Annotated in this window: 24 protein-coding genes; 18 read left to right on the top strand and 6 right to left on the bottom strand. The window is 44.1% G+C overall.

Annotation, left to right across the window (positions count from 1 at the left end):
- The first annotated feature begins 54 nt into the window (after positions 1 to 54).
- The 4 genes from prmB (at position 55) to QR722_RS13285 (ending at position 4,294) form a co-directional block, all read left to right on the top strand.
- Positions 55 to 996 carry a 50S ribosomal protein L3 N(5)-glutamine methyltransferase gene (gene prmB, locus QR722_RS13300; protein WP_286283362.1) on the top strand — a complete coding sequence of 314 codons (942 nt, stop codon included), beginning with the start codon at positions 55 to 57 and terminating at the stop codon, positions 994 to 996.
- Between the two features lie 20 nt (positions 997 to 1,016).
- Positions 1,017 to 2,114, top strand: coding sequence for a chorismate synthase (gene aroC / locus QR722_RS13295; protein WP_286283361.1), 1,098 nt, complete (start codon positions 1,017 to 1,019; stop codon positions 2,112 to 2,114).
- A gap of 22 nt (positions 2,115 to 2,136) precedes the next feature.
- On the top strand, positions 2,137 to 3,300 hold the full coding sequence (locus QR722_RS13290) for an MFS transporter (RefSeq protein ID WP_286283360.1): 1,164 nt from the start codon (positions 2,137 to 2,139) through the stop codon (positions 3,298 to 3,300).
- A gap of 187 nt (positions 3,301 to 3,487) precedes the next feature.
- Positions 3,488 to 4,294: a hypothetical protein gene (locus QR722_RS13285; protein ID WP_286283359.1), complete on the top strand. Its 807-nt coding sequence runs from the start codon at positions 3,488 to 3,490 to the stop codon at positions 4,292 to 4,294.
- Positions 4,295 to 4,348: 54 nt separating this feature from the next.
- Here the strand turns inward: QR722_RS13285 and QR722_RS13280 are convergent, their stop codons facing one another.
- From QR722_RS13280 to QR722_RS13265, 4 genes are all read right to left on the bottom strand, one after another.
- On the bottom strand, positions 4,349 to 5,479 hold the full coding sequence (locus QR722_RS13280) for a retropepsin-like aspartic protease family protein (RefSeq protein ID WP_286283358.1): 1,131 nt from the start codon (positions 5,477 to 5,479) through the stop codon (positions 4,349 to 4,351).
- 64 nt (positions 5,480 to 5,543) lie between these two features.
- Positions 5,544 to 5,993, bottom strand: coding sequence for an acyl-CoA thioesterase (locus QR722_RS13275; RefSeq protein ID WP_286283357.1), 450 nt, complete (start codon positions 5,991 to 5,993; stop codon positions 5,544 to 5,546).
- Complete coding sequence (locus QR722_RS13270) at positions 5,990 to 6,694, bottom strand: DUF8198 family protein (protein ID WP_286283356.1); 705 nt, start codon at positions 6,692 to 6,694, stop codon at positions 5,990 to 5,992. Before QR722_RS13270 ends, QR722_RS13275 begins: the two co-directional genes overlap by 4 nt.
- 8 nt (positions 6,695 to 6,702) lie before the next feature.
- Positions 6,703 to 7,434 (bottom strand): CBM9 family sugar-binding protein, encoded by a 732-nt coding sequence (locus QR722_RS13265; RefSeq protein WP_286283355.1) that lies wholly within the window; start codon positions 7,432 to 7,434, stop codon positions 6,703 to 6,705.
- A 140-nt stretch (positions 7,435 to 7,574) separates the two neighbouring features.
- Between QR722_RS13265 and QR722_RS13260 the strand changes: the two genes are divergently transcribed.
- The 6 genes from QR722_RS13260 (at position 7,575) to QR722_RS13235 (ending at position 11,971) form a co-directional block, all read left to right on the top strand.
- Positions 7,575 to 8,147 (top strand): elongation factor P hydroxylase, encoded by a 573-nt coding sequence (locus QR722_RS13260; protein ID WP_286283354.1) that lies wholly within the window; start codon positions 7,575 to 7,577, stop codon positions 8,145 to 8,147.
- Positions 8,144 to 9,286 carry an ATP-NAD kinase family protein gene (locus QR722_RS13255; protein WP_286283353.1) on the top strand — a complete coding sequence of 381 codons (1,143 nt, stop codon included), beginning with the start codon at positions 8,144 to 8,146 and terminating at the stop codon, positions 9,284 to 9,286. Before QR722_RS13260 ends, QR722_RS13255 begins: the two co-directional genes overlap by 4 nt.
- Positions 9,286 to 9,564 carry a YfcL family protein gene (locus tag QR722_RS13250; protein WP_286283352.1) on the top strand — a complete coding sequence of 93 codons (279 nt, stop codon included), beginning with the start codon at positions 9,286 to 9,288 and terminating at the stop codon, positions 9,562 to 9,564. Before QR722_RS13255 ends, QR722_RS13250 begins: the two co-directional genes overlap by 1 nt.
- 274 nt (positions 9,565 to 9,838) lie before the next feature.
- Positions 9,839 to 10,459, top strand: a complete 621-nt coding sequence (locus tag QR722_RS13245; RefSeq protein WP_286283351.1) for a FlgO family outer membrane protein — start codon at positions 9,839 to 9,841, stop codon at positions 10,457 to 10,459.
- A 19-nt stretch (positions 10,460 to 10,478) separates the two neighbouring features.
- A complete protein-coding gene (locus QR722_RS13240) occupies positions 10,479 to 11,231 on the top strand; it encodes a FlgO family outer membrane protein (RefSeq protein ID WP_286283350.1) in 753 nt (250 codons plus the stop codon).
- 5 nt (positions 11,232 to 11,236) lie between these two features.
- Positions 11,237 to 11,971 carry a FlgO family outer membrane protein gene (locus tag QR722_RS13235; RefSeq protein ID WP_286283349.1) on the top strand — a complete coding sequence of 245 codons (735 nt, stop codon included), beginning with the start codon at positions 11,237 to 11,239 and terminating at the stop codon, positions 11,969 to 11,971.
- A gap of 5 nt (positions 11,972 to 11,976) precedes the next feature.
- Here the strand turns inward: QR722_RS13235 and mnmC are convergent, their stop codons facing one another.
- Entirely contained in the window at positions 11,977 to 14,037 is a 2,061-nt protein-coding gene (gene mnmC, locus QR722_RS13230; protein ID WP_286283348.1) for a bifunctional tRNA (5-methylaminomethyl-2-thiouridine)(34)-methyltransferase MnmC2/FAD-dependent 5-carboxymethylaminomethyl-2-thiouridine(34) oxidoreductase MnmC1, read from the bottom strand.
- Between the two features lie 144 nt (positions 14,038 to 14,181).
- On the opposite strand from mnmC, the gene fabB reads away from it, so the two are divergent.
- Positions 14,182 to 15,396, top strand: coding sequence for a beta-ketoacyl-ACP synthase I (gene fabB, locus QR722_RS13225; RefSeq protein WP_286283347.1), 1,215 nt, complete (start codon positions 14,182 to 14,184; stop codon positions 15,394 to 15,396).
- A 66-nt stretch (positions 15,397 to 15,462) separates the two neighbouring features.
- On the opposite strand, the gene QR722_RS13220 is transcribed toward fabB, so the two are convergent.
- Positions 15,463 to 16,155, bottom strand: coding sequence for a Crp/Fnr family transcriptional regulator (locus QR722_RS13220; protein WP_286283346.1), 693 nt, complete (start codon positions 16,153 to 16,155; stop codon positions 15,463 to 15,465).
- A 130-nt stretch (positions 16,156 to 16,285) separates the two neighbouring features.
- Here QR722_RS13220 and QR722_RS13215 point away from each other — a divergent pair, with 130 nt between their 5' ends.
- The 7 genes from QR722_RS13215 (at position 16,286) to truA (ending at position 26,562) form a co-directional block, all read left to right on the top strand.
- On the top strand, positions 16,286 to 17,041 hold the full coding sequence (locus QR722_RS13215) for a class II aldolase/adducin family protein (protein ID WP_286283345.1): 756 nt from the start codon (positions 16,286 to 16,288) through the stop codon (positions 17,039 to 17,041).
- A 52-nt stretch (positions 17,042 to 17,093) separates the two neighbouring features.
- Positions 17,094 to 17,963, top strand: a complete 870-nt coding sequence (locus QR722_RS13210; protein WP_286283344.1) for an alpha/beta fold hydrolase — start codon at positions 17,094 to 17,096, stop codon at positions 17,961 to 17,963.
- A gap of 206 nt (positions 17,964 to 18,169) precedes the next feature.
- Positions 18,170 to 19,291 carry a 4-phosphoerythronate dehydrogenase gene (locus QR722_RS13205; protein WP_286283343.1) on the top strand — a complete coding sequence of 374 codons (1,122 nt, stop codon included), beginning with the start codon at positions 18,170 to 18,172 and terminating at the stop codon, positions 19,289 to 19,291.
- 51 nt (positions 19,292 to 19,342) lie between these two features.
- On the top strand, positions 19,343 to 20,359 hold the full coding sequence (locus QR722_RS13200; protein ID WP_286283341.1) for an aspartate-semialdehyde dehydrogenase: 1,017 nt from the start codon (positions 19,343 to 19,345) through the stop codon (positions 20,357 to 20,359).
- A gap of 489 nt (positions 20,360 to 20,848) precedes the next feature.
- Positions 20,849 to 24,142 carry a FimV/HubP family polar landmark protein gene (locus tag QR722_RS13195; RefSeq protein ID WP_286283340.1) on the top strand — a complete coding sequence of 1,098 codons (3,294 nt, stop codon included), beginning with the start codon at positions 20,849 to 20,851 and terminating at the stop codon, positions 24,140 to 24,142.
- Between the two features lie 210 nt (positions 24,143 to 24,352).
- A complete protein-coding gene (locus QR722_RS13190; protein ID WP_286283339.1) occupies positions 24,353 to 25,321 on the top strand; it encodes a transposase in 969 nt (322 codons plus the stop codon).
- A gap of 461 nt (positions 25,322 to 25,782) precedes the next feature.
- A complete protein-coding gene (truA, locus tag QR722_RS13185) occupies positions 25,783 to 26,562 on the top strand; it encodes a tRNA pseudouridine(38-40) synthase TruA (RefSeq protein ID WP_286283338.1) in 780 nt (259 codons plus the stop codon).
- Positions 26,563 to 26,597 lie beyond the last annotated feature (35 nt).

The following is a 26,597-nucleotide window of genomic DNA, read 5'->3' as shown; positions in this document are numbered from 1 at the left end:
AAGCATAGCAAAATACCGGTGAGCGAAAAACACCTTAACTATGACTTTATAATTATGACAACCATAGAATCTATTGATTTAGACACCACGGCGTCTGAACTTGTAACACTATTAGACATCATCAGATGGTCTATGAGTCAGTTTAATCAAGCTGATTTATTTTATGGCCATGGCACTGATACACCTTGGAGCGAAGCGCTAAGTCTGTCCATGCAAGCGTTGCATTTGCCGCAAAACATGTCAGACATCGATGTACAACTCTTGTTGCACGCACGTTTGACCAGTATAGAAAAGCGTCAGATATTGGACTTGGTTTATCGTCGTGTCACTGAACGGGTACCTAGTGCATATTTGACTCAGCAAGCGTGGTTTTGTGGTTTACCCTTTTATGTGGATGAAAGGGTTCTGGTGCCTCGTTCGCCGTTTGCAGAATTGATCAATGATGGTTTTTCTACTTGGTTGTCCAATGAGCCCAAGCAAATTTTAGATTTGTGCACAGGTAGTGGGTGTATCGCAATTGCCTTAGCCTATCAATTCGAAGAGGCTATTGTGGATGCCGTCGATATCAGTTCTGATGCACTCGCTGTTGCCGATATCAATATCCAAGAACATGGTTTAGCCGATAGAGTGTTTCCGATCCAATCCGATTTGATGTCAGCTTTGAGCGGTCAAAAATATGATTTAATTGTCAGTAATCCGCCTTATGTTGATGCTGAAGATATGGCTGACTTACCGGATGAGTTCCAGCATGAACCTGAACTGGGTTTGGCCGCCGGAGAAGATGGTTTAGAACTGGTAGATACCATTTTGCATCAAGCACTTGAGTATCTAACCGATGATGGCTGGTTGTTTGTTGAAGTCGGCAATAGCCAGGTACATATGAATTATAAATATCCTGAATTACCCATGCAGTGGATTGAATTTAAGCAAGGTGGTCACGGAGTATTTGCCTTGAGTAAACCTCAATTAGAGGCTTATTGGGCTGAACGAAATTAACTTTAGGTAAGGTAACTTTTATGGCTGGTAATACGTTTGGCAAGCTTTTCACTGTAACCACTTTTGGCGAAAGCCACGGTATCGCTATTGGTGGAGTAGTCGATGGCTGTCCACCAAATTTGGAACTTTGTGAAGCGGATTTACAAGGTGACTTAGATCGTCGCAAACCGGGTACCTCCCGGTACACGACCGCCCGCCGTGAAGATGATGAAGTGCAAATTTTGTCTGGTGTGTTTGAAGGTAAAACGACAGGCACCAGCATAGGTCTGTTGATAAAAAACAAAGACCAACGTAGTAATGATTATTCTAAAATAAAAGATACCTTTAGACCTGGCCATGCAGATTATACCTATCAGCAAAAATATGGCTTGCGGGACTACCGCGGCGGGGGTCGCTCTTCGGCTCGAGAAACTGCGATCCGTGTTGCCGCCGGTGGGATCGCTAAAAAATATCTAAAACAACTCCACGGGATCGAAATCCATGGTTACCTATCCCAACTTGGTCCGATTAAAATAGACAAGGTTGACCATAGCCTAACCAATACCAATCCTTTCTTCTGTCCCGATGAATCAAAACTAGATGCACTTGACGAATACATGCGGGAATTAAAAAAACAAGGTGATTCGGTGGGCGCCAAAGTATCTGTGGTCGCGACCAATATGCCGGTGGGTTTAGGTGAGCCGATTTTTGACCGCTTAGATGCTGATTTAGCGCTGGCGATGATGGGGATCAATGCGGTGAAAGGAGTCGAGGTTGGCGATGGTTTCGCGGTAGTTGAGCAAAAAGGCAGCGAACATCGAGACGCAATTACCCCTGAAGGGTTTAGGACAAATCGATCCGGCGGTGTGCTCGGTGGTATTTCGACCGGTCAAGATTTAGTTGTGCATATGGCCCTCAAACCCACCTCTAGCATTAGCATCCCTGGAGACTCTGTGGATATCAATGGCCAGGCTACAGAAGTGGTCACTAAAGGCCGTCATGATCCCTGTGTAGGCATAAGAGCAGTACCTATTGCTGAAGCTATGATGGCGATCGTGCTTATGGATCATCTGTTGCGTCACCGTGGTCAAAACGCGGACGTTATTTCGCAGACGCCAATTATCCCAGGACAGGCATAAGCCCATCAAGGAGACTGAATTTTTGCCTAACAGCGTGTCTTCGCCCCTCAATTTATTTCTCATTGGCTTAACCTACCTGCTCTATTTTGGGCAGTTAGGGGTGCTGGTTCCTTATTTGGGTATCTTTCTCGATGGCAGGGGCTTCAGCTCCGAGCAAATCGGCGAATTATTTGCGTTGATAACAGTAGCGCGAATACTCGGGCCAAATCTTTGGGCATCTATGGCAGATAGGTCAGGCAAGGGCTTGGGGATCCTGCAGCTAGGGTGCTTTCTAACCTTCGCGACTTTTTGCTTGGTATTTTGGGTAGACGGATTCTGGGGGTTAACCCTGAGTTTCGCCTTAATGATGATGTTTTGGACAGCCGTCTTGCCACAGTTAGAAGTGCTGACCCTGAACGCAATTCATAGCGACGCCAATCGTTATAGTCGGATCAGACTGTGGGGCAGCATCGGATTCATCATTCTGACCATAGTGACCGGCAAAGCCATTGATCTGTTTTCCAGTGAAGCACCTATCTATGTTAGTGCTGTGGTACTTTTGATTCTATTTGTGTCAACCCTGTTTATTCGGGAAAAGGTGGTTCAGCCTGATGTGAAGAGCAGTGCCGAATCAGCATGGAACTTAGTCCGCACGCGACCCTTTGTATTGTTTATGGTATCAGCGATTTTGTTGCAGGTCAGTTTTGGTACCTACTATGGTTTTTTTGCCCTTTACTCACGAGATCTCGGCTACAGTGGTCAAGCAACGGGCATCTTTATTGGCTTGGGTGTTGCGGCAGAAATTATTATCTTTTTGTTGGCAGGGCGCTTGATTGAGCGCTTTGGAGTGAAGTGGATTTTAATCATTAGTATTTTATTGACGGCACTACGCTGGTGGTTATTAGGTAGCGCGGCGCGATTTATTGAAGTCATTATTTTAAGTCAATTGCTGCATGCGTTTGGATTTGCCATGACCCATGCCGCTTCAGTACAGTTTATCCGCCACTACTTCGGAAATGACTTTCAAAGTCGCGGGCAAGCGCTCTATATCAGTATTGCTTTTGGAGCAGGTGGGGCCGTTGGCAATTACGTCTCTGGCCACATGTGGGCGCAAGGGGAAGGCGCTTTCCAGGCCTACGTTTTTTCTACTCTTGCAGCGTTACTTTCGGCAGGATGTCTGCTCCTAGTACGCTCAAAAAATATGTAGAACGTTAAGGATTTTTTGCTATACAAGGCTTGATTGACTATTACCGGCCAGCAAAGTATCGGTTATAGAATATCCACAGTTAGCCTCACTAGCTATGCTATAGTAAGCCTATGGGGTGATAAACTGTTACTTCAATTACAGCGACCGATGCAGGGGCGCTAAATCGAAATATTATAGGTGGAAAAATTTGATCATTTCTCGGATGTTATGTTTCGTCAGTCTGTGTTTTAGTAGTTTTGCTGTGCAAGCTCAGGAAACCGATAACTTATCCAGCTTGCACCGCTTCAATCCAGACGCAACTTTGCCCGTCATCTCAAGCATGAATATTCGCCAAGTGTACGCCGGCAACAATGTGCTGGCGAAGTCTATCGCCTTGGCACAAAGCGGTGGCAAGCTACAGTATATCTCAGGTGGCAATCGCAGTTCGGAAGTCAAAATTGAATTTCAACAACCCTATAAAGAATCCGAGTTGATTGAAAGCTTGGAGTTACACTTTGATAAAAAGTACGGCTTTATTAATCAGGTAACTCTGACATATAAGATCGCCAGTCGATATTTAGATATCTTGCCGGTCTATGATAAGACCTTGCAACAAGCGGTGAGTAAATACGGTGAGCCATTAAGTTTTAAAACAGTTCAAGATATTGTTAAAACCTCCAGCAGCAAGCCTAAATTTGCTGATTTCAGAGCTAATTTGACCGTCAAGCCTGAGCTTAAAGATGAAATAGCCCAGTATCTAAACTATAAGCAAGTCACCTCAAAGACCCATTTTATCGAGAGTGAAAATGGCCGCGCTTTGCTATTAACGGGCTTCAAACAATGTTATTTCTGGCCAAAGCAGGAATTTGCGGAAATTTTAACCCTGTGTGCTTTCCAACCCTCAAGCGGCAACATGAAGGGACAAGGCGTGACTTTATCCTTGGTGGATTTCAGGGTGAAGCAAGCTATTGAGCACTATCAGTCAGAAGAAGCAGAAATAAATATTAATTTGTAGCCGAATCATAAATTGAGGCCTGTGCAGCAGTTCGGCTAGTTGAACAAATTTCCTTTATCGTCGGCTCAAAAGCAACTGGGCGTTTTGTTGGTCAATTTTAAAATCAAATTGGCGTAATAGATTCATCCCCACCAAACCATCAGCATAATCAAACTCTTCCATAGGAAGGACCACTACTGCCACACTATCCACTCGGAAGCCGCCAAAGAACAGGTGATCTAATTGATAAATAGCTCCATCAACTTGTCCGCCCGCGGTGTTCACTTTATAAGTACCAACGTAGTGCTTTTTCACATAACGGCCAATGCGCTCAAATGCATTCTGGGTGAGCACTGTTGTTGACGCTCCGGTATCTAACATCAACTCAAAAGGCACGCGGCCAATTCGAGTAGATACCACAAAGTGATCTCCGAGGGGCGTTAGTTTCGCGCTGCGTTCGTAATCATTCGATCTGTTCTTAGACTGGTCTGCTGATGCCGCCACAGCGTACTGTTGTTGGAATATTTGCCTGATCCTTTCAGCAGAGGGATCACCTTGAGGCAAGGACGCCAGCACATTCTCCATTAAAAACTCCTGTTGCTGATGGGCATAAGCTTCTGCAAGAGATAAGATAATAGTGTTTCGGGTAGGGTCAAATTGCCATAATGGCTCCAAAAATGTGGCTAAAATATCCCAAGAACCTATCCCCTTAAGCTTCTCAATATTGTCTTGGGTAAGTTGTTCGATAATACTTAATACTTCGGCCCTTTGTGGGGTCGTTAAGGCAAGATCTAACAGCGAATAATACTCCGCTAGCACCTCATTTATTTGGCCGGTGCTTTGCACCCATTGAGCTTCTAAGATCAAATAATCTATGTCTTGAGGGTGCATTCTTAAGTAGACTTGAATGGCCTGTTTTGCACTATGATATTCATTGGCGGCAATTTGCTGGCGGATCTGTTGGATATGCTGTGCTTTATATAGATCATTGTCTGTGTCGCTCAGTGATGTCTTGTGGGAGACCATACTGGGTTCAACCGGTGCAGCAGGCTTAGTACTGGGAATGCTTTGCTCAGATTGGGGCGCATAAGATTCCTGCGCAGGCTGTGAGCGGTCAGAGGTCGCGCTTAGCTTGAGCCACAAATTTATATTGATCCCCACCGACAGCGCTAAACAAACAATAACCAAGGGCAGCAGTGATTTCATTTAAAAACCAGCGAAATAATAGCGTAATGCGCAGTGATTATATTCATCAGTCCAGGCAACTCAGTCATTTCACACACGCTTTACTGTATACCTCAACGAAGGACTCAGGCATACGTTTGGGTTTGCCTGAAGACAGTGCGATACACACGAAATCTGTGCGGGCGGTCAATAGGGTTACTTGGTCAGCTTGGCGAATGAATTGAAAGCGGCGGGCCAGTTTGAGCCTTTTGTCACACTCAACAATCCAAGTGGCACACAATACTTGCTCATTTAACAACGCGGCTGCATGATATTCAATTAGGTGCTTGCTTATCGCCATACCGCGATCAAGTTGCTGATATTGTTGAATACTCAGTCCCAATTGATTGGAATGGGACCAAGCTACTTTTTCAAGTTGCGATACATAGGCGACATTATTGACGTGATTGTAATGATCGATCTGTGCCTCTTCAATTTTCCATTCGATGATGTGTGGTTCAGGCAGCATCCAGTCTAAGGATGTGGATTCACTCATTTGCTGCTCACCTCAGGTAGCGGATTCGGTTGGTCAGGATCGAATAGATGCAGCATAATCTGACGTTCACGCTCGACTATCGGCAGGATAAAATCATCTACTTTTCCTAGCTTCTTAAACGCTTTAAAACCAGTTTCTAGGAAGACATGTAAGCTTTCAACCCCAGCTAACTTTGCCGGTTTACGGGATAACATTAATAAGGTCGAAATCCCGCTAATTTTGACCACCCGTGCTAAATCTTGGCCAAGGTTTTCAAGTAAAGTAATTTGTTCAATGCGTTGCGGTTGGTTGTCGCATTGACGATAGGCTTGCGCATAGCTTACTCTGTCTAGCTGAGCGTCCCCCAGTGCCTCGGCCAACTGAACGTCTAATTCATAGGACAGGCAATTTAGTCTTAGTGCGGCTTCAAGAGAATCCAGCGCTTGTTGGGGAAGGAGCTTGGCCATTTTGGGTACAACCCGCGCTATTTCTTGATCCCGTTGACTGAAATCTTTTGGACCATACAACTCATCAATAAAAAAAGCCATAGCCGGACGAAAACGTTTGCTGTCCCACATGTCTTGATAGCTCACTAATAAACGCCGAGTTTGCCAATCTTGTAAATTACGCAGTGCGTCAGTCAAGCCACTTTCAGTCACATGTTGATGCAGCGCTGAGGATTGATTTAGATGAACAATTATATTTTCTGTCGATGTAGGCATGTTTACACTTATTTAATTAAGGTGAGGGTATCGAATACACTAGCGTCTATCCATCCGCGATTTTTGTCACCCTCTAGCGGCTGAATATCTTTGGAGCCTATGAAATGTTCACGAATAGGGCTACCGTCATTGTCGCAATAAGCCAGCATGAATCCCATTTTTTTACCTGCACTTAGCACCACGGGTGTGTTTTGTTGATTGTCTTGGTAACTGTCAGCAAATACCTTAACTGCCAGTTCCCAGGTAATCTCATAAGGTGCTTGATGGTTGCGAGTCCATTGACTGTTGATGTGCTGATTGTACAGGGCTGGATTACGATCTTTTGCAAGATCAACAACCTGATTATCTAAACTGACATGATAGGCAAAGGCGTTGTGATTATATTGATGATCACCACCTGAGGCATTCTCATCGATAAATACCTCTATACAGTCATCACTCCAATAACCATCGAGGGGGTTAGGATGATTATCGTATAACACGTCATCAATGATATTAAGTTGAATATAAAGGGTATTGGTATCCCAGAGGAGACGATACTTGGCAGAAAAATCACTGCTCTCTAGCGGACCCCCAATGATTACCTGATCTAATGGTTGCCATTGGGCTGACTGCCATTGAGGCTCGTTATCAATTCCATCGATAATAGGCGCTTGTGTGGCCAACTTAACATCTAATGCATTGGTGTTGGTGATAAAAAGCAAAAATGACAATAACCACATAGGTTGGCGAATAAGCATGTTCTCTCCTTTTTAGTAAGCTTGTCTCAATCAAGCATCTTTGGCAAGCATTCACCACAGTGGCGAGCATAGCTTGACTAAATATCCCTGTAAATATTTGGCACTAAGGTTGAGTAAAGTTGGTGAGACTGAGTACAATAGTGGCTGTCTTAAAGTCGGTAGTTTTGGATTTGGCCGTGCATCGTTATCAAGATTTAGTTGATATATTCAACCAAACATTTTATCAAAGTGAGAATACCCGTTTGGTGAAAGGGGATAGCGATCCCGTGTATCTTCCGGCCTCTGCACAATGTGGCTATCATCAGGTGGTATTTGCGAACGGTTTCTATGCCAGCGCACTCCATGAAATTGCCCATTGGTGCATAGCTGGAAAGGCCCGCCGACAGCTCGAGGATTATGGTTACTGGTACTGCCCCGACGGACGGGATGCTCAGCAGCAGCGCCAATTTGAAATGGTCGAAGTCAAACCACAAGCCATAGAGTGGGCATTTAGCTTAGCTGTAGGTTTTCCCTTTCAGGTTAGCACCGATAACCTCAATGGTGCTCAACCGGATAGACAGGCATTCGCGCAAAATGTCAGGGCACAATTAGGCTTATATCAAACCTATGGATTGCCCAAACGGGCTGATTTGTTTGTCCAAGCACTTGATCAATTTTATCCCTCCCCAGCCCGCAGAATAGAGCAAAACTTGCCACTAGAGATAAGCCTGTGAGAGCGTTTAAATTAGGTCTTATCGTCAATCCTTTTGCCGGCATCGGCGGTGCGCTAGCGCTGAAAGGCAGCGATGGCAAGCAAATCCGTGAGAAAGCGTTGGCGATGGGAGCCCAGAAAAAAGCCAATGATAAAGCACGGTTGGCGTTACTTGAATTGACGGCCAATAAAGATGACTTGATAGTTTATACCGCTGCTGGAGAAATGGGCGAATACATCAGCCAGCAAAGTGGTCTGACTACCCATGTGGTTTACACGCCCTCGTCAATTCAAACCGAGAGTGATGACACCGAAAATGCCGCCAAGGCCATTTTGGCGCAAAATGTTGATTTATTATTATTCGCTGGTGGTGATGGTACGGCCCGTAATATATATGATGTAGTGCAGCAAAAAGTACCGGTTTTGGGCGTACCAGCTGGCTGTAAAATTCATTCTGGTGTTTACGCTATCACACCCAAATCAGCGGGGCGTGTGGTGAATATGTTGATATCGGGTGACATTGTTAGCCTTAATGATGCCGAAGTAAAAGACATTGATGAGGACAAGTTTCGCCAAGGACAAGTGCTGGCTAAATATTATGGTGAAATGAGAGTACCTGCAGAGTTACGTTATGTGCAAGCCGTCAAAATGGGCGGCAAAGAATCGGACGAATTGGTTTTGATTGATATTGCGGCGGATATTATTGAAAACATGCAAGAACATCCCGAGACCCTATTTGTGATGGGCTCAGGCTCTACCGTAGCAAGTATTATGGACGAGCTGGGTTTGGAAAATACCTTATTAGGCGTTGATCTTGTACTCAATCAACAACTGCTGCACAAAGACGCTACCGCAGAACAGGTGCTTAGCCATGTCCAACAATATCCTAGCAAATTAGTGATTACCCTGATTGGCGGGCAAGGTCACCTATTTGGCCGCGGTAATCAGCAACTCAGTCCTGCGGTCATTGAATCCATTGGTCGGCAAAATATACTGGTCGTGGCGACCAAAACCAAATTACAAACCCTGCAAGGTCGGCCCCTGATATGTGATAGCGGTGATTGGCAGCTTGATGAAAAAATGTCAGGGCTGATCCCAGTTATTACGGGTTACAAAGATCTTGTTTTATACCCTGTTAACCACCAAGAGGAGGGCAATTAGTGCCAGCAGAACAATTAGAGCAGTTTATCGATAATACCGAACAAAAACTTGATGAGGTAGTCGTTACCGGTAGTGATGAAGAATTGTTTATTTCAGGCTATTTCCATGGACATTTTTCGTTAGTGGTCAGTCAGGTCTTAGGGCACGAGGTACCGACTATGGCCTTGTTAGATGAACTGCTATTAACCAGTCTATCAAATGCCTTTGCTAATAATGAATTGGAACCACAGGATCAAGCTAAAGTGCTGTCACTGTGGCAATCGCTAAAAATTCAATAGGCGACAACTATCTGATTTACCACTATAGATAAGGCTTCTTGGCTATTGACGAGCTACATAATTTGCCGCTTATGGGTTACCACTTGCCGCAGTGCAGGTGTTTAGACGTTATTATTTTCCTTTCCCTGCCGTTAACCTCTTATAGATTGCCATTTCCCCGTAGATTTTTAATTGGCGCGTTAATTGCAATTTCGTGATCTTATAGATTATCAATGACATTGTCCCATTCACAAGCGCGTGTCGGCCAATGCCAATTCTTTGCAGAGGGTAAACCATGAACACAGCAGCAAGGTATTGCAAACTGATAGTGACATTAGCACTATTTGGGGTGCTTCAAGCCTGTTCATCTAATCAGACCGTGAATCATACTGGGTCGGCGGTGGCCCCTCAACTGGCCGTGTCGCCTCTAGGGAATGTTGAATACCATACCTCAGAACTTGCCGATGAGTTATTTGCGCGGGTGAAACTCGACCGCGAATATCGTTATGCGGTCGTTAGCTTCGTGCCCGTTACTAGCTTAAAATTTAGTGGCCTACAGCAACATCCACTGATGCTATTAGGCCACCAATTGTCAGAAGGCATGGTAACTGAAGCCAGTCGTCGTGGATTTATTACTCAAGACTATAAAATCACTAACGATATATTAATAAGTAGCGATACGGAAAACGTCATGAGCCGCGATGTCACTCGCCTTGCGCCTTTAAAAGACGTCGACTTTTATATAACGGGCACTATTACAGAACAGCAAGAAGGTGCGATCGTCAATGCGCGTATTGTGCATGTTCAAAGCAAAGATGTTGTGGCGGCTGCGACTAAGTTTTTTCCTGCCCAGATATTTTGGTTACGGGAAAAGGTCACCACCCGCGGTGGCATGATTTACCGAACTGATTCTTGAATATAAGGTGTAATTTGTGATGAAAATAGTAATAGCATTATTGGCAAGTTCAATGCTGATTGGGTGTGCGAATTCGTCTTGGTGGGCAAGCGAGGATGAATCTGAGGGTAAGCGCAATATGGCTGAACCTTCCGCGGTGAAAATGAACGTAGTGAATATCACCTCCGATCCCGATGCCCCGCAGTTTGATCAGTCCAGTGCAAGTAAAAGTGCGCAGGCAAGCTTATACGGTGCTGCGCCAGCCAATGCGCTTTATGGTAACGGCGGAGGCATACAAAATGGCCGGATGATGACCAAACACGTGGGTGATTATGTGCAAAACATGACTCAAGATTTGATCTCAAATATGGAATATTTGACTGATAAAACGCCCGTGGGCGTGACCACATTTGCTCTTATTGACAGTGATTTACAGCGAACCAATTTACTTGGCTTTCAATTATCTGAGTCTTTTATGCATGAGTTGCATAAGTTTCGTATTCCGGTTATCGATTTCAAAGCCACAGAGTACATTCGGGTGACGGAACATGGAGACTTCTTGTTGACCAGAGACTTTTTAGAGTTAACCGAGACGGCCCCCATTGAGTATATCCTTACCGGCACGTTAACCAAGCATCAAAGCGGTTATTTGGTCAATGCTCGGATCCTTGGACTAAAATCAAAAGCCGTGGTGGCTTCTGCTCAAATGCTAATGCCGTTTTACGTGGTTGACGCTTTACTGCCAAGTGAACATGATTTGGTTGATGGTGTTAAGTTGACTCAAGGGGAGTAGCCAAGATGAAAATGGGGTTTGAGATAGCGGCTTTGTGCATATTGACTTCATTGCTTAGCGGCTGTGCGAGCAGCGACTATTCATTCGCAGATCTATTTTCAGCAGAAGAAGAGCCTGTGGTGGAGGTTAGCGAGCCCAAAGTTAACTCCGCCCCCTCACCGTCTGGTCTGCGCTATCGAGCGGATAGTCGGCAGATGAACGCGATAAATCGTTTCGATAATGAATCCCAATCAGCGATAACAAGCTACCGTTCACCACCATCACTTTATAAACCTGCTTATAGTCATAAATCCTTAATCGATTATGCCGAGCAGTTGACTATGGAGTTGGTGAAAAATGGTCGGTATCTTACTACCCACAGCCGTGTGGGAGTCGCTTCTTTTGTAAATTTGGACGCAGGATTGAAACAAACTAGTGCATTAGGCAATCAATTGTCCGAATTAATGATTTCAGAAGTACAAAGTTTTGGTGTGCCGGTGGTCGACTTTAAAACCACTGACAACATTACAGTCGGCCCATCAGGGGATATGGTGTTTAGTCGAGAAGCTGCCAAACTGGCTGATAACTTAACAGTTGACTATGTTTTATCTGGCACCTTAATTCAAAATGAAAAAGGTGTACGAGTTAACGCCCGTATTATCGCTATGGACTCTAAGCTTGTGGTGTCAAGTGCAAGCATAATGATCCCGCATTTTGTTGTGCAGTCGCTGCAGCCGAGTTTTGTACAACTAAGCGAGTAGTCCCACTAAAGATCTTTGCCGCTATTAGATTTCAGTTTAATGTCTCCTTGCTGGCGAATTAATTGTCGAATCAAGAATCTATTCGGATTGAGAGCATTAAGTAATTGGTGCGACAACGGCAGGGGCTCTGCACTAATTTGACTCGCAATTAAATCAGCTAATAAGGGCGCAGTAGTTAAGCCCCGTGAGCCTAAACCACTGAGTATGTATAATCCGCTGAGATCTTCGGCCATCGGGTAGCGGTGAATCGGCAAGGCTTTGTACAGATGGTCAAATTGTTGCTGCTGAATACTAGCCTCAAACATAGCGCCCGCCACCGGCAGGTGATCTGGCAAACTGCATCTTATCGCTGCTCGTCCAATATGATTGCCTTTAATAGTCTTAATCCAATTCGTGTGCGCCAGTCCTTTTAGATGAGTTGCTAGGTTGATATCTTGTTCGTTTTTGCGATACGCGCGACTGGTATCGTGCTTAACATAAGTCGATCCAAGCGCATGTGCGCCTTGGAATTCAGGGGTTAAATAGCCTTTGTGGCACAAAACAGTGTTTAGTTTATCTAAAGGCTGTTGACTGGGGATGGCTTCTACCTGTCCCCGTACGAGGTTAAATGGCAAATCTGCAGTGTGGGAAATAGCTTTGCTATCCGCGCCAGTTGCAATCACCACTGTATCAAATTGCATCTCCCCCTGCTGGCTTGATGTGACAGTCCAGTGATGTTCTTGTTGGCTCAATGACTGCACGGTGCAATTGCTGAGAAGCTTGCACTGGCCGATTTGTTGCGCATAGTCAAACATTGCATTGACTAGCTCTGGTGGACAAATCCAACCTCCTTGCGGAATAAATAATGATGAATAGGGTAAATCTAGCCCGGCTATGGCAGTACCGCTGACAGCATCAACCCCATGGATTAACGAATCAGGCCATAGGGCATTGTCGACTAAGTTTCGCTGACGAGTTTCAACTTGCGAATTAAAGGCTAACTGCAATACTCCGCACCACTGATGGGCATATGTGCAACCTGCTTGCAGTAACTGCTGATAGCGGCGTGCGGCGAAACCAAAAGCTAGGGCTTGAAGTCGGCTGGTAATGTTGGCTTCTGCGTTAAGTTGAGGATAAAAGCCTCCCTGAGGATTTCCAGAGGCACCTTGAGCCGGCAAAGACTCCTTGAACAAAACGGATACCATATGCCCTCGTTGAACCAGTGAAATAGCCAAGTTGGCAGCAGCAATACCACCGCCAACAACACCGATATGCAATTTCTTTTCGGCTGCGGTATCTACCCTGACCACCGCATGGCGCTGAAAATACTGCTGGGTATCACGTTTGATGTTTTGGTTGTGGGTAAAGTGGCCCATTAACATCTCGCGTTTGCGACCAAATCCTTTGGTTTTGGTGACCTCGAATCCCACTTGGGCAAGGCCGCGTTTTACAATACCAGCGGCGGTAAAGGTGGCAAAGGTGGCTTGGGGTTTACTTAATCGAGCGATTTGAGCAAATAACTCATCGCTCCACATCTTTGGGTTTTTACTGGGCGCGAAACCATCTAGGAACCAAGCATCAACGATTCCTTGGGGATCATTGTGCATCGCTGGAAAGCTATCTAATACGTCGCCAAACCACAAATCTAAGGTTATTGTGCCCTTGGCAAATTGCAATCGATGACAGCCATCAACTAAATCGGGATAGTATTCGACTAGGCCATTAGCTTCCCTTGCCAAGGTTGGCCACTTGTCTAGGGCCGCTTGCAAATCTTGTTGACGCAGCGGAAATTTTTCGGTGCTGATAAAATGTAACTGCTTGAGCGGTGCTTCGGGGTGTTCAAGTCGGAACTGGTCAAAGGCTTGCCATAGGGTTAGAAAATTTAAACCTGTCCCAAAACCTGTTTCTGCAATTACAAAGGAATGCTTGCAATGCTCAACAAAACGTTGTGGGATTCTATTGTGTTGTAAAAACACGTAGCGAGTCTCTTCCAATCCATCGGTATTGGAAAAATAGACGTCATCAAACTCGGTGGCAACTGGAGTACCGTCAGAATTGAACGTGATCTTTGCCGGTTTTATGCTCAAGTTAGCGCCTTTTAATTGATAGTCGTGCTAGGATTAATGAGTGGCATTATCCCACTTCATAGAAGAGCAGACCAGTTCGCTTTACAAAATCATTATTATATGCGGCAAAATTGTTCGAACAAAATTGTTTTTAAAGGGTGAATTATGAGAAGAGCGGTCATTACAGGTATCGGCATTGTTTCGAGTATTGGAAATAACCAACAAGAAGTGTTGGAGTCACTCAAGCAAGGTCGCTCCGGCATCACCTTTTCAGACGAGTTTGCGGAGATGGGATTACGCAGCCAAGTCTGGGGTAAGGTGGATATAGATTTTTCTGAGCACATAGACCGTAAGCAATTACGTTTTATGGGGGATGCAGCAGCATATGCTTATATTGCAATGAAGCAGGCTGTCGAGGATTCGGGACTTGGCGACGATCAAGTTTCCAATATTCGTACCGGAATTATTGCCGGCTCGGGCGGTGCTTCATCTAAAAGCCAAGTTGATGCAGCAGATATTTTGCGCACCAAGGGTGTAAAGCGAGTAGGACCTTACATGGTAACAAAGTCCATGGCCAGTACCGTGTCTGCATGTTTGGCGACGCCATTTAAAATTAAAGGGATCAACTATTCGATTGCCTCTGCTTGCGCTACCAGTGCACATTGTATTGGCAACGCATTAGAGCTGATTCAATTAAATAAGCAAGACGTAGTGTTTGCTGGCGGCGGTGAAGAACTTCATTGGACTTTATCCGTGCAGTTTGACGCTATGGGGGCATTATCTTCGAAATATAACGATAACCCAGCAGTTGCTTCCCGTACTTATGATGCAGATAGAGATGGGTTCGTGAGCTCTGGCGGTGGTGGCATGGTGGTTGTTGAAGAGCTAGAGCATGCTCTTGCACGCGGCGCCAAAATTTACGCTGAAGTGGTAGGTTACGGTGCTACATCCGACGGGGTTGATATGGTTGCTCCATCTGGTGAAGGTGCGGTTCGATGTATGAAAATGGCCATGCAAGGAGTGGATAGCAAAATTGACTACCTAAATACCCATGGTACCTCAACACCGGTAGGTGATGTGAAAGAACTTGGCGCTATCCAAGAAGTCTTTGGCAGTGACGGACCGGCAATCAGTTCAACTAAATCTATGACTGGTCATGCGCTTGGTGCTGCAGGCGTAAATGAAACAATTTACAGTATTTTAATGATGGAAAATGATTTTATTGCTCCGTCAATCAATATTGATAATCTGGATGAAGCTGCCAAAGGTTTAGATATAGTCACTGAGCCCCGCGAGGCCAAGTTGAACACTATAATGTCTAATAGTTTTGGCTTTGGTGGTACAAACGCAACCTTAGTATTAAAACGCTACGAAAGTTAATCTAGTGTAAGGTGGAAGTGAGGCATTGGTTGCCTTACTTCCTCTATATCTAACATTCATTTATGGCTATATTTCGCTTAATTGTATTAATTCCGCACTGTCTAAAATTTTAATTTTTCCATATGCCGACGATATGACCTGCTGTGATTTGAGTTGATTGAGTATTTTGTTCACCGTTTGTCGCGAACTGTTGATCATATGGGCCAGTGACTCTTGTGAAATACTGATAGTCGCACCTTGAATTGCCTGCTCGGAATTGGTTAAACCGCCAGCTAGGAGCAATAATCGTTTTGCTAACTGACCTTGCAGACTGAGTCCACCGGTTTCATCAAGTAACGAAAATGTCGCTCTTATCCTTTGGCACAACAACCGCACAAAATGTGGATACAAGGAAGGTTGTGACAACAACAGTTTTTGGAATGTCTGATTCGGAAGCATTAACAGTGTGGTCGCTTGTTCTGCGTGAGCATCATGGGTACGAGGTAAGCCATCGAACAAGGATATCTCGCCAAACCAGTTGCCGTCATCAAGCCAGGTCAAAACCATTTCTTTGCCATGGCTGTTGACGTTACTGACGCGAATCTTACCGTCCAATACGCAATATAAGCCGTCAGCCACATCTCCTTTAGCGTGTAACTGTTGTCCTTTGGGAAGCATTCTCAATCTACTCATGCCAACTAAGCTATTAATGACTGTCTCGGGTAATTGAGAAAACCAATTATTGCGCTTGAAGAGTGTTTCTAACTGTTGTCTATCCATTTTCCACCACAGCTGATTTAGTCAAAATGAATCATCGCTAGTGTAAAGAAGATTGTCAAATTCGCGACAGTTCATGCCAGCAGATTATCTTATGCTGGTTTATTCAGCTCACAATAAAATTGGGAATCACATGACTTTATCAGTTCAAAATCAAGTTAGTTCAGAAGAATGGCAAACCCGTATTGATCTGGCTGCGTGCTATAGAATTGTTGCCCATTATGGCTGGGATGATCTGGTGTTTACTCATATATCGGCTCGCGTACCCGGTCCAGAACATCATTTCTTGATCAACCCCTATGGTTTAATGTTCGATGAGATTACCGCATCAAACCTTGTCAAAGTGGATTTGCAAGGCAAGATAGTGATGGATACTGAATTTAATATTAATCCGGCAGGTTTTACTATTCATAGTGCAGTTCATGAAGCCAGAGAGGATGCTAAGTGTGTGATGCATTTGCATACCACCCAAGGCGTAGCAGTGTCAGTGTTGAGAAACGGTTTGGAAGCGTATAGTCAGCAATCCTTGTTTGCTTTGGCGTCTATGGCTTATCACGACTATGAAGGTGTGGCGTTAAATCCAGATGAAAAGACCCGTTTGGTGGCGGATTTAGCAGATAAATCCTTTATGATCTTACGTAACCACGGCTTATTAACCTGTGGGGAGTCTATCGCGGATACCTTCTTATTTATGTTCTTGTTACAGCGCTCTTGCGAGATCCAATTACAAGCTCAAGCAACAGGACAGCCACTCATCCGAATAGCTGATCCGATTCTTCAAGGCATTCAAGCGCAAGCAAAACAAGTAACCCGTTCTGCCGGTGGCGCCTTGGCCTGGCCTGGGATATTGAGAAAGTTAGACCGAATTAATCCTGGCTACGACCAGTAAACTAACTATGTTAGCCAGCTAACAGTGATCTTTTGCGGGAGTGACTTAACCAATGCCCTATGCGGATTTAACCGAGTATCGGAATCAACATCATCATTTTGCGATACAAGGACATAACATTGCCTATTGGCAAGCCGGTGAAGGCGAAACTGTAATGTTGATCCACGGATTCCCCAGCGCTGCTTGGGACTGGCAGAGGATATGGCAAGAGTTATCTCGCCATTATCATGTTGTAACTTTAGATTTACTTGGTTATGGCTTGTCTGACAAACCCTACCCACATCAATATAGGCTAATGCAGCAAGCCGATATTGTGGAGGGACTTGTGGCCCATTTAGGCTTATCTAACGTGCATATTCTGGCACATGACTATGGCGACTCAGTGGCCCAAGAACTCCTCAGTCGACACTATACTTGTGACTTAACGTGGCAGATTCCTTCAATATGCTTTTTAAACGGAGGTTTGTTTTCTGAAGCGCACCGGCCGTTGTTCAGGCAAAAATTGTTGAAAAGCTTTTTAGGCCCTATGCTGGCTAAACGGATGAATAAAGGATCACTAGAAAAGAGTTTCAACAATATTTTCGGTAAGCAAACCCCGCTCAAAGCAGCAGAAATTGATGTACTGTGGCAACTGCTCACACACAATAACGGCATCAGGATACTGCCTGCGATGTTGAAATATATTGATGAGCGTAAAGTAAACCGCGACCGTTGGGTTGAAGCCATGCAATTGAGTAAGGTGCCGCTGCATTTTATCAATGGTGTGCAAGATCCCATCTCTGGTCAGCACATGGTGGAGCGATATCAACAGTTGCTTGACAAAGCCGATTGTGCCTGTCTTCCTTGTGGCCACTATCCGCATTTGGAAATGCCCGAGAAAGTTCTAGAGTGTTATTTAACTTTTCGCCAATCGCTATCTTAAGACGAAAACGTCAAGCAAAATTCCACTTAAAAGCCGTGACAATAAAAATATATGGGCTAAGCGAATGCCATGTATCTTGGTAATAAAAATTGTTGGGATGATCATTTTTAATCCCAGTTGAGCTACCAATTGTCGTATTATAGCTGAGCGTTTTCATTTTCTGGGCAAGCAGCCTGAACATTGTCTTAAATGAGTATTTATAGTTTATGAATATACTGTACGAAGATTCCATGCCTTTTGCCGAACACTTTTTTGCCGACTTAGGACAGTGTCAGGCGTTCTCCAGCGGCGCAATTCAGCCAGAAGATATTGCTGACACCCATGTGTTGCTAGTGCGCTCAACCACCAAAGTTAATCAATCCTTGCTGCATTTAGCTAAGAATTTGAAATATGTCGCCACGGCAACCGCCGGTTCAGATCATTTGGATAAAAATTATTTAGACAGCCATGCATTGCCTTGGGGAAGCGCGGCTGGCTGCAACGCTGTTGCCGTAGCTGAATACGTTTTAAGTTGTATGTTTAATCATTACTATGCTGATATCGAGGCACTGCAAAATAAAACCGTGGGTATTGTGGGAGCAGGTCACGTAGGCAGTGCACTGCAGAAGCGCCTTCAAACCATTGGGATACAGACTTTGCTTTGTGATCCTCCACTGGAACAGACCGATGATCCGCGTAGGTTTTCCAGTTTGGACGATATTTGCCAGTGCGACGTTATTAGCTTGCATGTACCCCTTATTGTGGAGGGTGAGCACCCGACCTTTCATATGTTCGATGCGCAACGTTTAGCAGCACTAAAACCAGAACAATTGTTGATCAATGCTTGCAGAGGGGAAGTGTTGAACAACCAGGCAGCCTTAGCATTGTATCGTCAAGGGAAAAAGCTGAATTTAATGTTGGATGTATGGGAAAATGAACCCAACATTGACTTCAACCTTGTTAATAAAACCCTGATCGCAACTGCTCATATTGCCGGACATACCTTAGAGGGAAAGGCGCGGGGCACTTATATGCTGTATCAACAAGTGTGCGAACGCTTTGGTCATGAACAGAAGTTGTCGTTTGAAAGTTGTTTGCCCCCTTGCGAGCCTCTGGATTTCAGCGTACAACCTGAGGACTCACCCTTGCAACAGGTGAAGCAGGTTATCTTAGCTACCTATGATGTAAAACAAGACAGCCATGAGTTTAAAGGGGAGGTAAAAAGTGCTGCTCAATTTGTTTATAGCCGAAAACACTATGCTATAAGAAGAGAATTTGCTTCAGTCCCTTTAAAAACTGGAAATTTTGCTCCAACCAAGGCAATCTACGATCTTGGTTTCCAGGGCTAATTGGCACCTGAGAATAACTGTATTTTAATTGATAATTGGAGTGATGCATTAATGTCTCGTGCTTTCGATGTTGCTGTCCTTGGAGCAACCGGTCTCGTTGGTCAACATATGATAGAAATTCTAGAACAAAGAGATTTTCCAGTAAATAAACTCTATCCTCTAGCGAGCAGCCGTTCTGCTGGTGGAAAGGTGACCTTTAAAGGCAAAGAGATTACGGTACTTGATGCTGATGAGTTTGATTGGAGTCAGGCTCAACTAGGTTTTTTCTCTGCCGGTGGAAGCGTGTCAGAGAAGTTTGCCCCTATAGCTGCTGAAGCTGGTTGTGTGGTCATCGATAATACCTCTCACTTCCGTTATGAACCTGACATCCCACTGGTTGTGCCTGAAGTCAATCCTAATGCCCTAGCTGATTTTAGAAATCGTAATATCATTGCCAATCCAAATTGCTCTACCATTCAAATGTTAGTGGCACTTAAACCGATCCAAGATGCTGTGGGGATCGCTAGAATAAACGTTGCTACTTATCAATCTGTCTCAGGTGCTGGAAAGTCTGCAATGGAAGAGTTAGCTCGTCAAACCACTGACTTGTTAAGTGGCAGAGAAATTAAGCCTAAAGCATTTAGTCGCCAGATTGCCTTTAATGTGATCCCACAAATCGACATGTTTATGGATAATGATTACACCAAAGAAGAAATGAAAATGGTCTGGGAAACTCAGAAAATAATGGGTGACGATAGTATTCGGGTTAATGCGACTGCGGTGCGAGTTCCAGTATTCTTTGGTCATGGCGAGGCAATTCATATTGAAACCCATTCACCAATTGATGCCCAAGATGTGAAAGCCTTGCTCGCTAATGCGCCTGGTGTGACTTTGTTAGAAAATAATGAAGATTTTCCTACCCAAGTTGGCAATGCAAGTGGCACCGATGATGTTTATGTTGGTCGGGTTAGAAATGATATTTCTCATCCAAACGGAATCAACCTGTGGGTTGTGTCGGACAACGTCCGCAAAGGTGCAGCGACCAACAGTATCCAGATTGCAGAAGTATTGATTCGAGATTATATGTAGTCTTTATGCCTAATGCAGTGGTCAATATCCACTGGAAAAGCCAGCAGCCTTTTTGACTGCTGGCTTTTTTTTTGCGGGATACAGCAATGAATAAATTGGTATTGCTCATAAAAATTGTTACTTTGTCGATACATAGCTAATGATGAATATTTGACGGTGTAAATGATTGGCACAAACGCTTATGGCGTGCAGCTGGACAAGTAGAACATATCCACTTGGTAGTTTATATTTATGAATACAATCACATATCTATTTTCAGGTTGGAATGACTTTTGCTATCCTGTATAAGTCAGCAACGGTTGCCAATAAAATGACGAGACGCTGTTTGTGACATTTTATGCTGTGTTTCAGCTTAAAGTAGAAACTGGGATTGAACAATCAATATGGCTGCAATTGAGCCCTGATTAATTTTTTGCAATTTTATCTTTGGAAAGAGACAGGCACCCCAGTCTCATAATAATTATTCTAACAGGACGACGATACAATCATATGAATTTGCGACAGGTAGTGTTTTTGCTAATTGCAGCTGTTGGAGTTTGGTCTTTAAGCACCAGCATCGAAGCTCAGCAAGTTCAAATTAAAGGTCCGAAGAATAGCAGTAGCCAGCTTTCGGGTAATGTTTACGGTCCTATCAAACCTAGTGACACCCTGTGGCGTATCGCCAGTCGTTATCGCCAGAATTCCGATCTTTCGGTTTATCAGGTCATGCAAGCCATCTATGAACTCAACCCAGAAGCTTTTGAAAATAGTAATTTTAATCACTTAGTTGATGGTTCTATTTTGAAACTGCCATCAGAACGCTACATTGCTAGAATTGACCAGAAGCAAGCTAGATTAAAGGCTGAAGCTGATGATTCCAATTGGCAGACTGATCCAGCTAACATACCCGTGGCGGCCAAGGCAGCAGAAATAACAACAGCCGTCAGCAAAGAGGATCTTACCGCCACCAAGCAGGGGATTGAAGACAAGTTAACGGCACTTGATGCGGAACAAAATCGCCAGTTCATGGCAATCCGGCAGCAATTTGCCGAGTCTATTAATAGCGTACAGTCGTTGTTGGACGAAAATCGGAAATTGGTTGACCGATTAGATAATGTAGATAGTGATATCTCTAGTCTGCGGGGCAGAGTAGATGAAGAACTTCAAGTTCAAATGGATCAAATGTTAGCCTTGCAAAATGAGTTGCTGTCAATTTCTAGGCAAGCTGAAGCTCAGCGCAAGGCAGAACTTGAACAAGACAATCTAGCTTGGCTAACAGACCCACTGTTCCTTATTCTATTATCTGTTCTCTTATCGATCAGTTTGCTAGGCGCATTGGCAATGTGGATGATCCGGAAAAACCGCTCTTCCATTTCAGATAGCGATTCTGCTTTAAGTGACAATCATGCCGCTGTGCTTGAACAAAGCGATGAGATGGATGATTTAGCCGATGCATTGACGAATGAATTAAACGGTGACATCGAAGAGCAAGCAGACGACGATTTATTTGCAGACGATGATTTGCTCGATGATGTGTTGTCGGATGAATTAGAGGAATCATTAGATTCTAAGTTGGATGACGATTTTGAGAACTTTGATGATTTAGATGATGACAGTCTTGACCCCATTGTTGAAGAGACAAGTGAGGAAAACGACGAAGATGACGGCCTGCTTGATCAGAACGATCTTGATAGCCTATTTGACGAAGATGATGATTTACTTGCTGAAATTGAAGGGGATAGTGACGAAGCATTAGATCAACAAACACTTGAAGACTCGTCGCTGGTTGACGACCTAGTTGAAAATGAAGATTCAAGTAACGCTGCCCCCGAGACTGAACAAAATGTCGCGGATGAAACAGAAATCGTAGATATTGATGCTATTTTAGATAGTACAGCTGAGCCTTCAGATCAGCCTGTTGCCCCTGCTCCAGTCACGTCTGTAGTTGATGAGGAGCCTGAAAAGCCCGAAATTAGCATCGATGAGTTGTTAGAACAGCCCGAACCCGAACTTCCTGAGTCAATTATTGATAATGATTCCGAATTGATGAGCGAGGCGATGTTGCAAAACATTGACCGTGAAATTACGAGTCAAAATGTTCAACTCGATAATATCACCGATGAATTGCTCACAGAGATAGAGCAATTAGAGCAGATGGGCAGCATGGTCGGTGATCTTGATGATGACGATTCAGAGCAAGATGCTGAGTCCGACACGGCAAATCTAAGCGAGCCTCAAATGGGTATTCAGGAGCTTGATTCAATTTCCGACGGCCTAGAGGATATGATAGAAGAAGATGACAGTGACGAAATGCTCGCAGAATTGGATGATATTCTAGTCAAATCAACTAATACCGATGTAGTCGAAAGTGATGAAATCGATAGCGACGATGCGCTTATGGACAGTGACGACGTCGATGCACTATTGGCGCAGCAGACGCTAACTAATCAAGGTGTTGAGTCATTATCTGCAGATGAATTGCTTGCAGAAATGGATATGGGCGATGATGAATCCGGTCAGCAGGACCAAAATATTGCCGCGGAAGTGCCAAAATCACAGCCAGAAAGCATTGAGGTAACCGACAGCTTAGACAACGCGGTAGACACCCAGGCCGACGAAGAGCAAATTGACATTGATTCTATCCTGGCCGACAGCGCTGAGATCTCGTTTGAACAAGATGGTGAGGAAGATGTTGATAGCGACAAGTTAGAAGAACATGTAGAGGATATTATTGATGCCCTTGATACTGATGTCTCGCAAGACAGCCTTGCCCCTGAAGACAGTCATGACAGCCTTGCCCCTGAAGATGCCCCTGAAGACAGTCATAATCTTGATGTAGATGCTGCTGAATCAGATGGCCCTGAAGACAGTCATAACCCTGATGATGATATCCCTGAGCTAGAAAAAGCGTTGGAGGAGTTCGACCGTGAAGTAGAACTAGAGTCGACGTCATTCGATGTTGAATTGGATGATGATACTGAACAAGCTATATCTCAAAGTGATGGCATTGAACTTGAGACTCTGTTACCCAATAGCAATGCTGATGATTTAGATAAAATAATTTCAGATTTAGATGATGACATACCAAGCATAGGGGATTTAGATAGTCTGTCTTCTGAGACTACCGGGGATATTGACGATTCAGATTTGGAGGAAGCTCTCAAAGCGTTTGATGAAAGTGCCCTAGATGAGCAAAGCATTGATGATTATAGCGCAGATAGTGAGGATACCAGGGAGTCGGTTGATCTTGAAGACCTTCCGGGCTTAGGTGATTGGTTGTCATCGCCTGAGGCTGAGGAGTCAGCTTCAATTGATGAGCTTGAGAAAACCAGTTTCGATGAACTTCTTGATAGTATTGATGAAGATGTTGATGATGAAGATGCACAGCCACTGGTTACAGAGCAAGAACGTATACTTGATGAGACTGGGCTCGATTTCGATGCATTGTTAAATGAGCCAGATGCCTCGTCACAATTTGCTAAGTCAACAGAGTCCCGAGATGAAAGTGATTTTCTAGATGTTGATGATTTGATTAATGAAAGTATCGAAGCGGAAGGATTGATTGGAAACGACCAAGAATTCAATCTAAGCGCTGCCCTAGACTCGTACCCTCAAAGTCGTGCTATGGATGAGATGGTAGATGTTGATAGTGATGACGGTATAGGTGCAAAACTAGATTTAGCACAAGCTTATATCGAAACCGACGATAACGATTCAGCCGCTGAACTATTACAAGAAGTCCTTGAAAAAGGGGACGAGAGTCAAAAAGTAGAAGCCAAAGAGCTACTTGACAAATTACCTTAGGTACTAGGTTTTGATGTCACTGTTTGAAAGATAAATGCTGGCATCAAAACAAAGCAAACCCTACAAATCCTAAGACAGCCACCCAAACTAGACTTAGTACATCCTAAGACTACATCCTAAGACAGCCACCCAAACTAGACTTAGAACTGTACTTTGTTTCAGTTTCAAATCTACTAGGCTTAAGGCATATGACTTGTAAAGGGTTTATTTATGCCAATGGCAAGGAAACACCAGATTAGTTTATCTGATACAGCCTATTATCACTGTGTCTCTCGCTGCGTTCGCCGTGCTTTTCTATGTGGAGAGGATAAATTAACAGGCCAAAGCTATGAGCACCGTCGTAGCTGGGTGGAAGACCGGTTGTTGTTTTTGAGTACAGTTTTCACAATTGATGTGTGCGCATATGCAGTGATGAGTAACCACACCCATGTTGTACTGCATGTAAACAGAGAAAAAGCGTTTGGGCTGACAGATATAGAAATAGTTAAGCGCTGGCAAAAAATACATAAATCAACCTTGTTAGCACAACGCTTTACAGCTAAACAGTCAACGCCTCTGACTCAAGCCGAGCAAATAACCCTTAATGCGACCATCGCCATATATCGTCAAAGGCTATACGATATCAGTTGGTTTATGCGAGAGCTGAACGAAGTTATAGCCAGAAAAGCAAATACCGAAGATTGCTGCACGGGGCATTTCTGGGAAGGTCGCTTCAAATCTCAAGCTCTACTAGATGAACAGGCTTTAACTGCGTGTATGGTGTATGTGGACTTGAACCCAATTCGCGCTAAGATAGCGGACTCATTGGAAATGTCTGAGCATACCAGTATCAAGCGTCGGATAAGCCATGCTGAACGTGGTCGTCAGCCTAAAGTTCTTATGCCCTTTGTGGGAGGCTCACAGCAGCATCAGTCCCCAGGATTAGCATTAAACTTACTTGAGTATATACAGTTGGTAGAGTTAACCGGGCAAAGCCTTGCCCCAAATGAGCGAGGTAGTATTGCAGCTGATACCACTCCTATTTTAACTAAGCTAGGAATTGAGAAGGAGCAGTGGCAGATATTAACCCAATGTTTTGAGTCCACATTTAGTGTTGCAGCGGGGACTGTAGATTCCATAAATAGATATCGAGCCCACACTAAGCGAAAACGCGAAATCCCAATACAAATAAGTGTTTGAACACCGGTTTATTTCAATGTTGTGCAGTTTCATACTGTGAATTAATCTGTGTGTTAGATGGTCTAAACCTACAAAATAGCAAAAATCAACTCCTCTTGTTTACTGTTATTCGTTCATTTAATGAATTCGAAAGAAATTGCCGGTTTTATTTTTAAGAACCATCTTACAATCATAAACAGGCATGGCTGTCTGAAAATCAGTGGTCTAAAGGATGGGGTCTAAAAAGTGGCTGTCTAAAGGACGATTTAGCTGACTAAAAGATGATTTAGTCGATATTTAGAGCTGTCGGCCAAACAGATTGTGAATTTAGATGGATATTTGATTACAATAGGGCTATTGGCAAGACAGTCATTCATTTATTCGGTCATTCATTTATTCGTCATTCATTTATTCAATTGGCGAGACAGTCATTTATTAGACAGTCATTCATTCATTCATTTATTTGGGAACATAATAGCACTATGAGAATTGCCTTAGGCATCGAATACGACGGCGCCAACTACTATGGTTGGCAGCGTCAATCCAAATCAATCAGTGTTCAAGAGCACTTGGAACAAGCACTAAGCAAAGTTGCAAATACTCCAATTCAGGTTAAATGTGCAGGTAGAACAGATGCAGGTGTGCATTCAACTGGACAGGTGGTGCATTTTGATTCTCCAGTAAGCAGGCCAGAGCGCGGTTGGACACTGGGCGTAAACACTAATTTACCTGACAGTATCGCGGTTAAGTGGGCTAAACAGGTGGATGATGATTTCCACGCGCGCTTTTCAGCTGTCGCTCGACGCTATCGCTATATTATTTTTAATCACCCATTTCGCCCCGCGATCCTAAATCACGGTATTACGCATATTTATACTCCATTAGATCACGAAAAAATGCATCAAGCCGCGCAATGTTTAGTTGGAGAACATGATTTCAGCGCCTTCCGCGCATCATTGTGCCAAGCAAAAACACCGGTTCGCCGTTTAAAGCATATCGAAGTCACTCGCAAGGGTAACTACATCATGATTGATGTGCAGGCAAATGCATTTGTCCATCATATGGTGCGCAATATTGCTGGAAGTCTGATGGTAGTGGGCAGTGGTGAACAGCCAATAACGTGGATGCAGCAAGTGCTAGCACAAAAAGATCGCAGCAAAGCTGGCATTACCGCCAAACCCAATGGGTTATATTTGGTCAAAGTAGTTTATCCAGAAAAGTTTGGGATCCCAGAGACTCCGCTGGGACCGGTTTTCATCTAGTACTACTTCTTAGACCAGTTTTGTTTTCTAGGTTT

This window comes from Aliiglaciecola sp. LCG003 (assembly GCF_030316135.1).
Classification (GTDB): Bacteria; Pseudomonadota; Gammaproteobacteria; order Enterobacterales; family Alteromonadaceae; genus Aliiglaciecola.
Note: the sequence above shows the minus strand (reverse complement) of the source record. Positions and strands in the feature narration are given on the sequence as shown.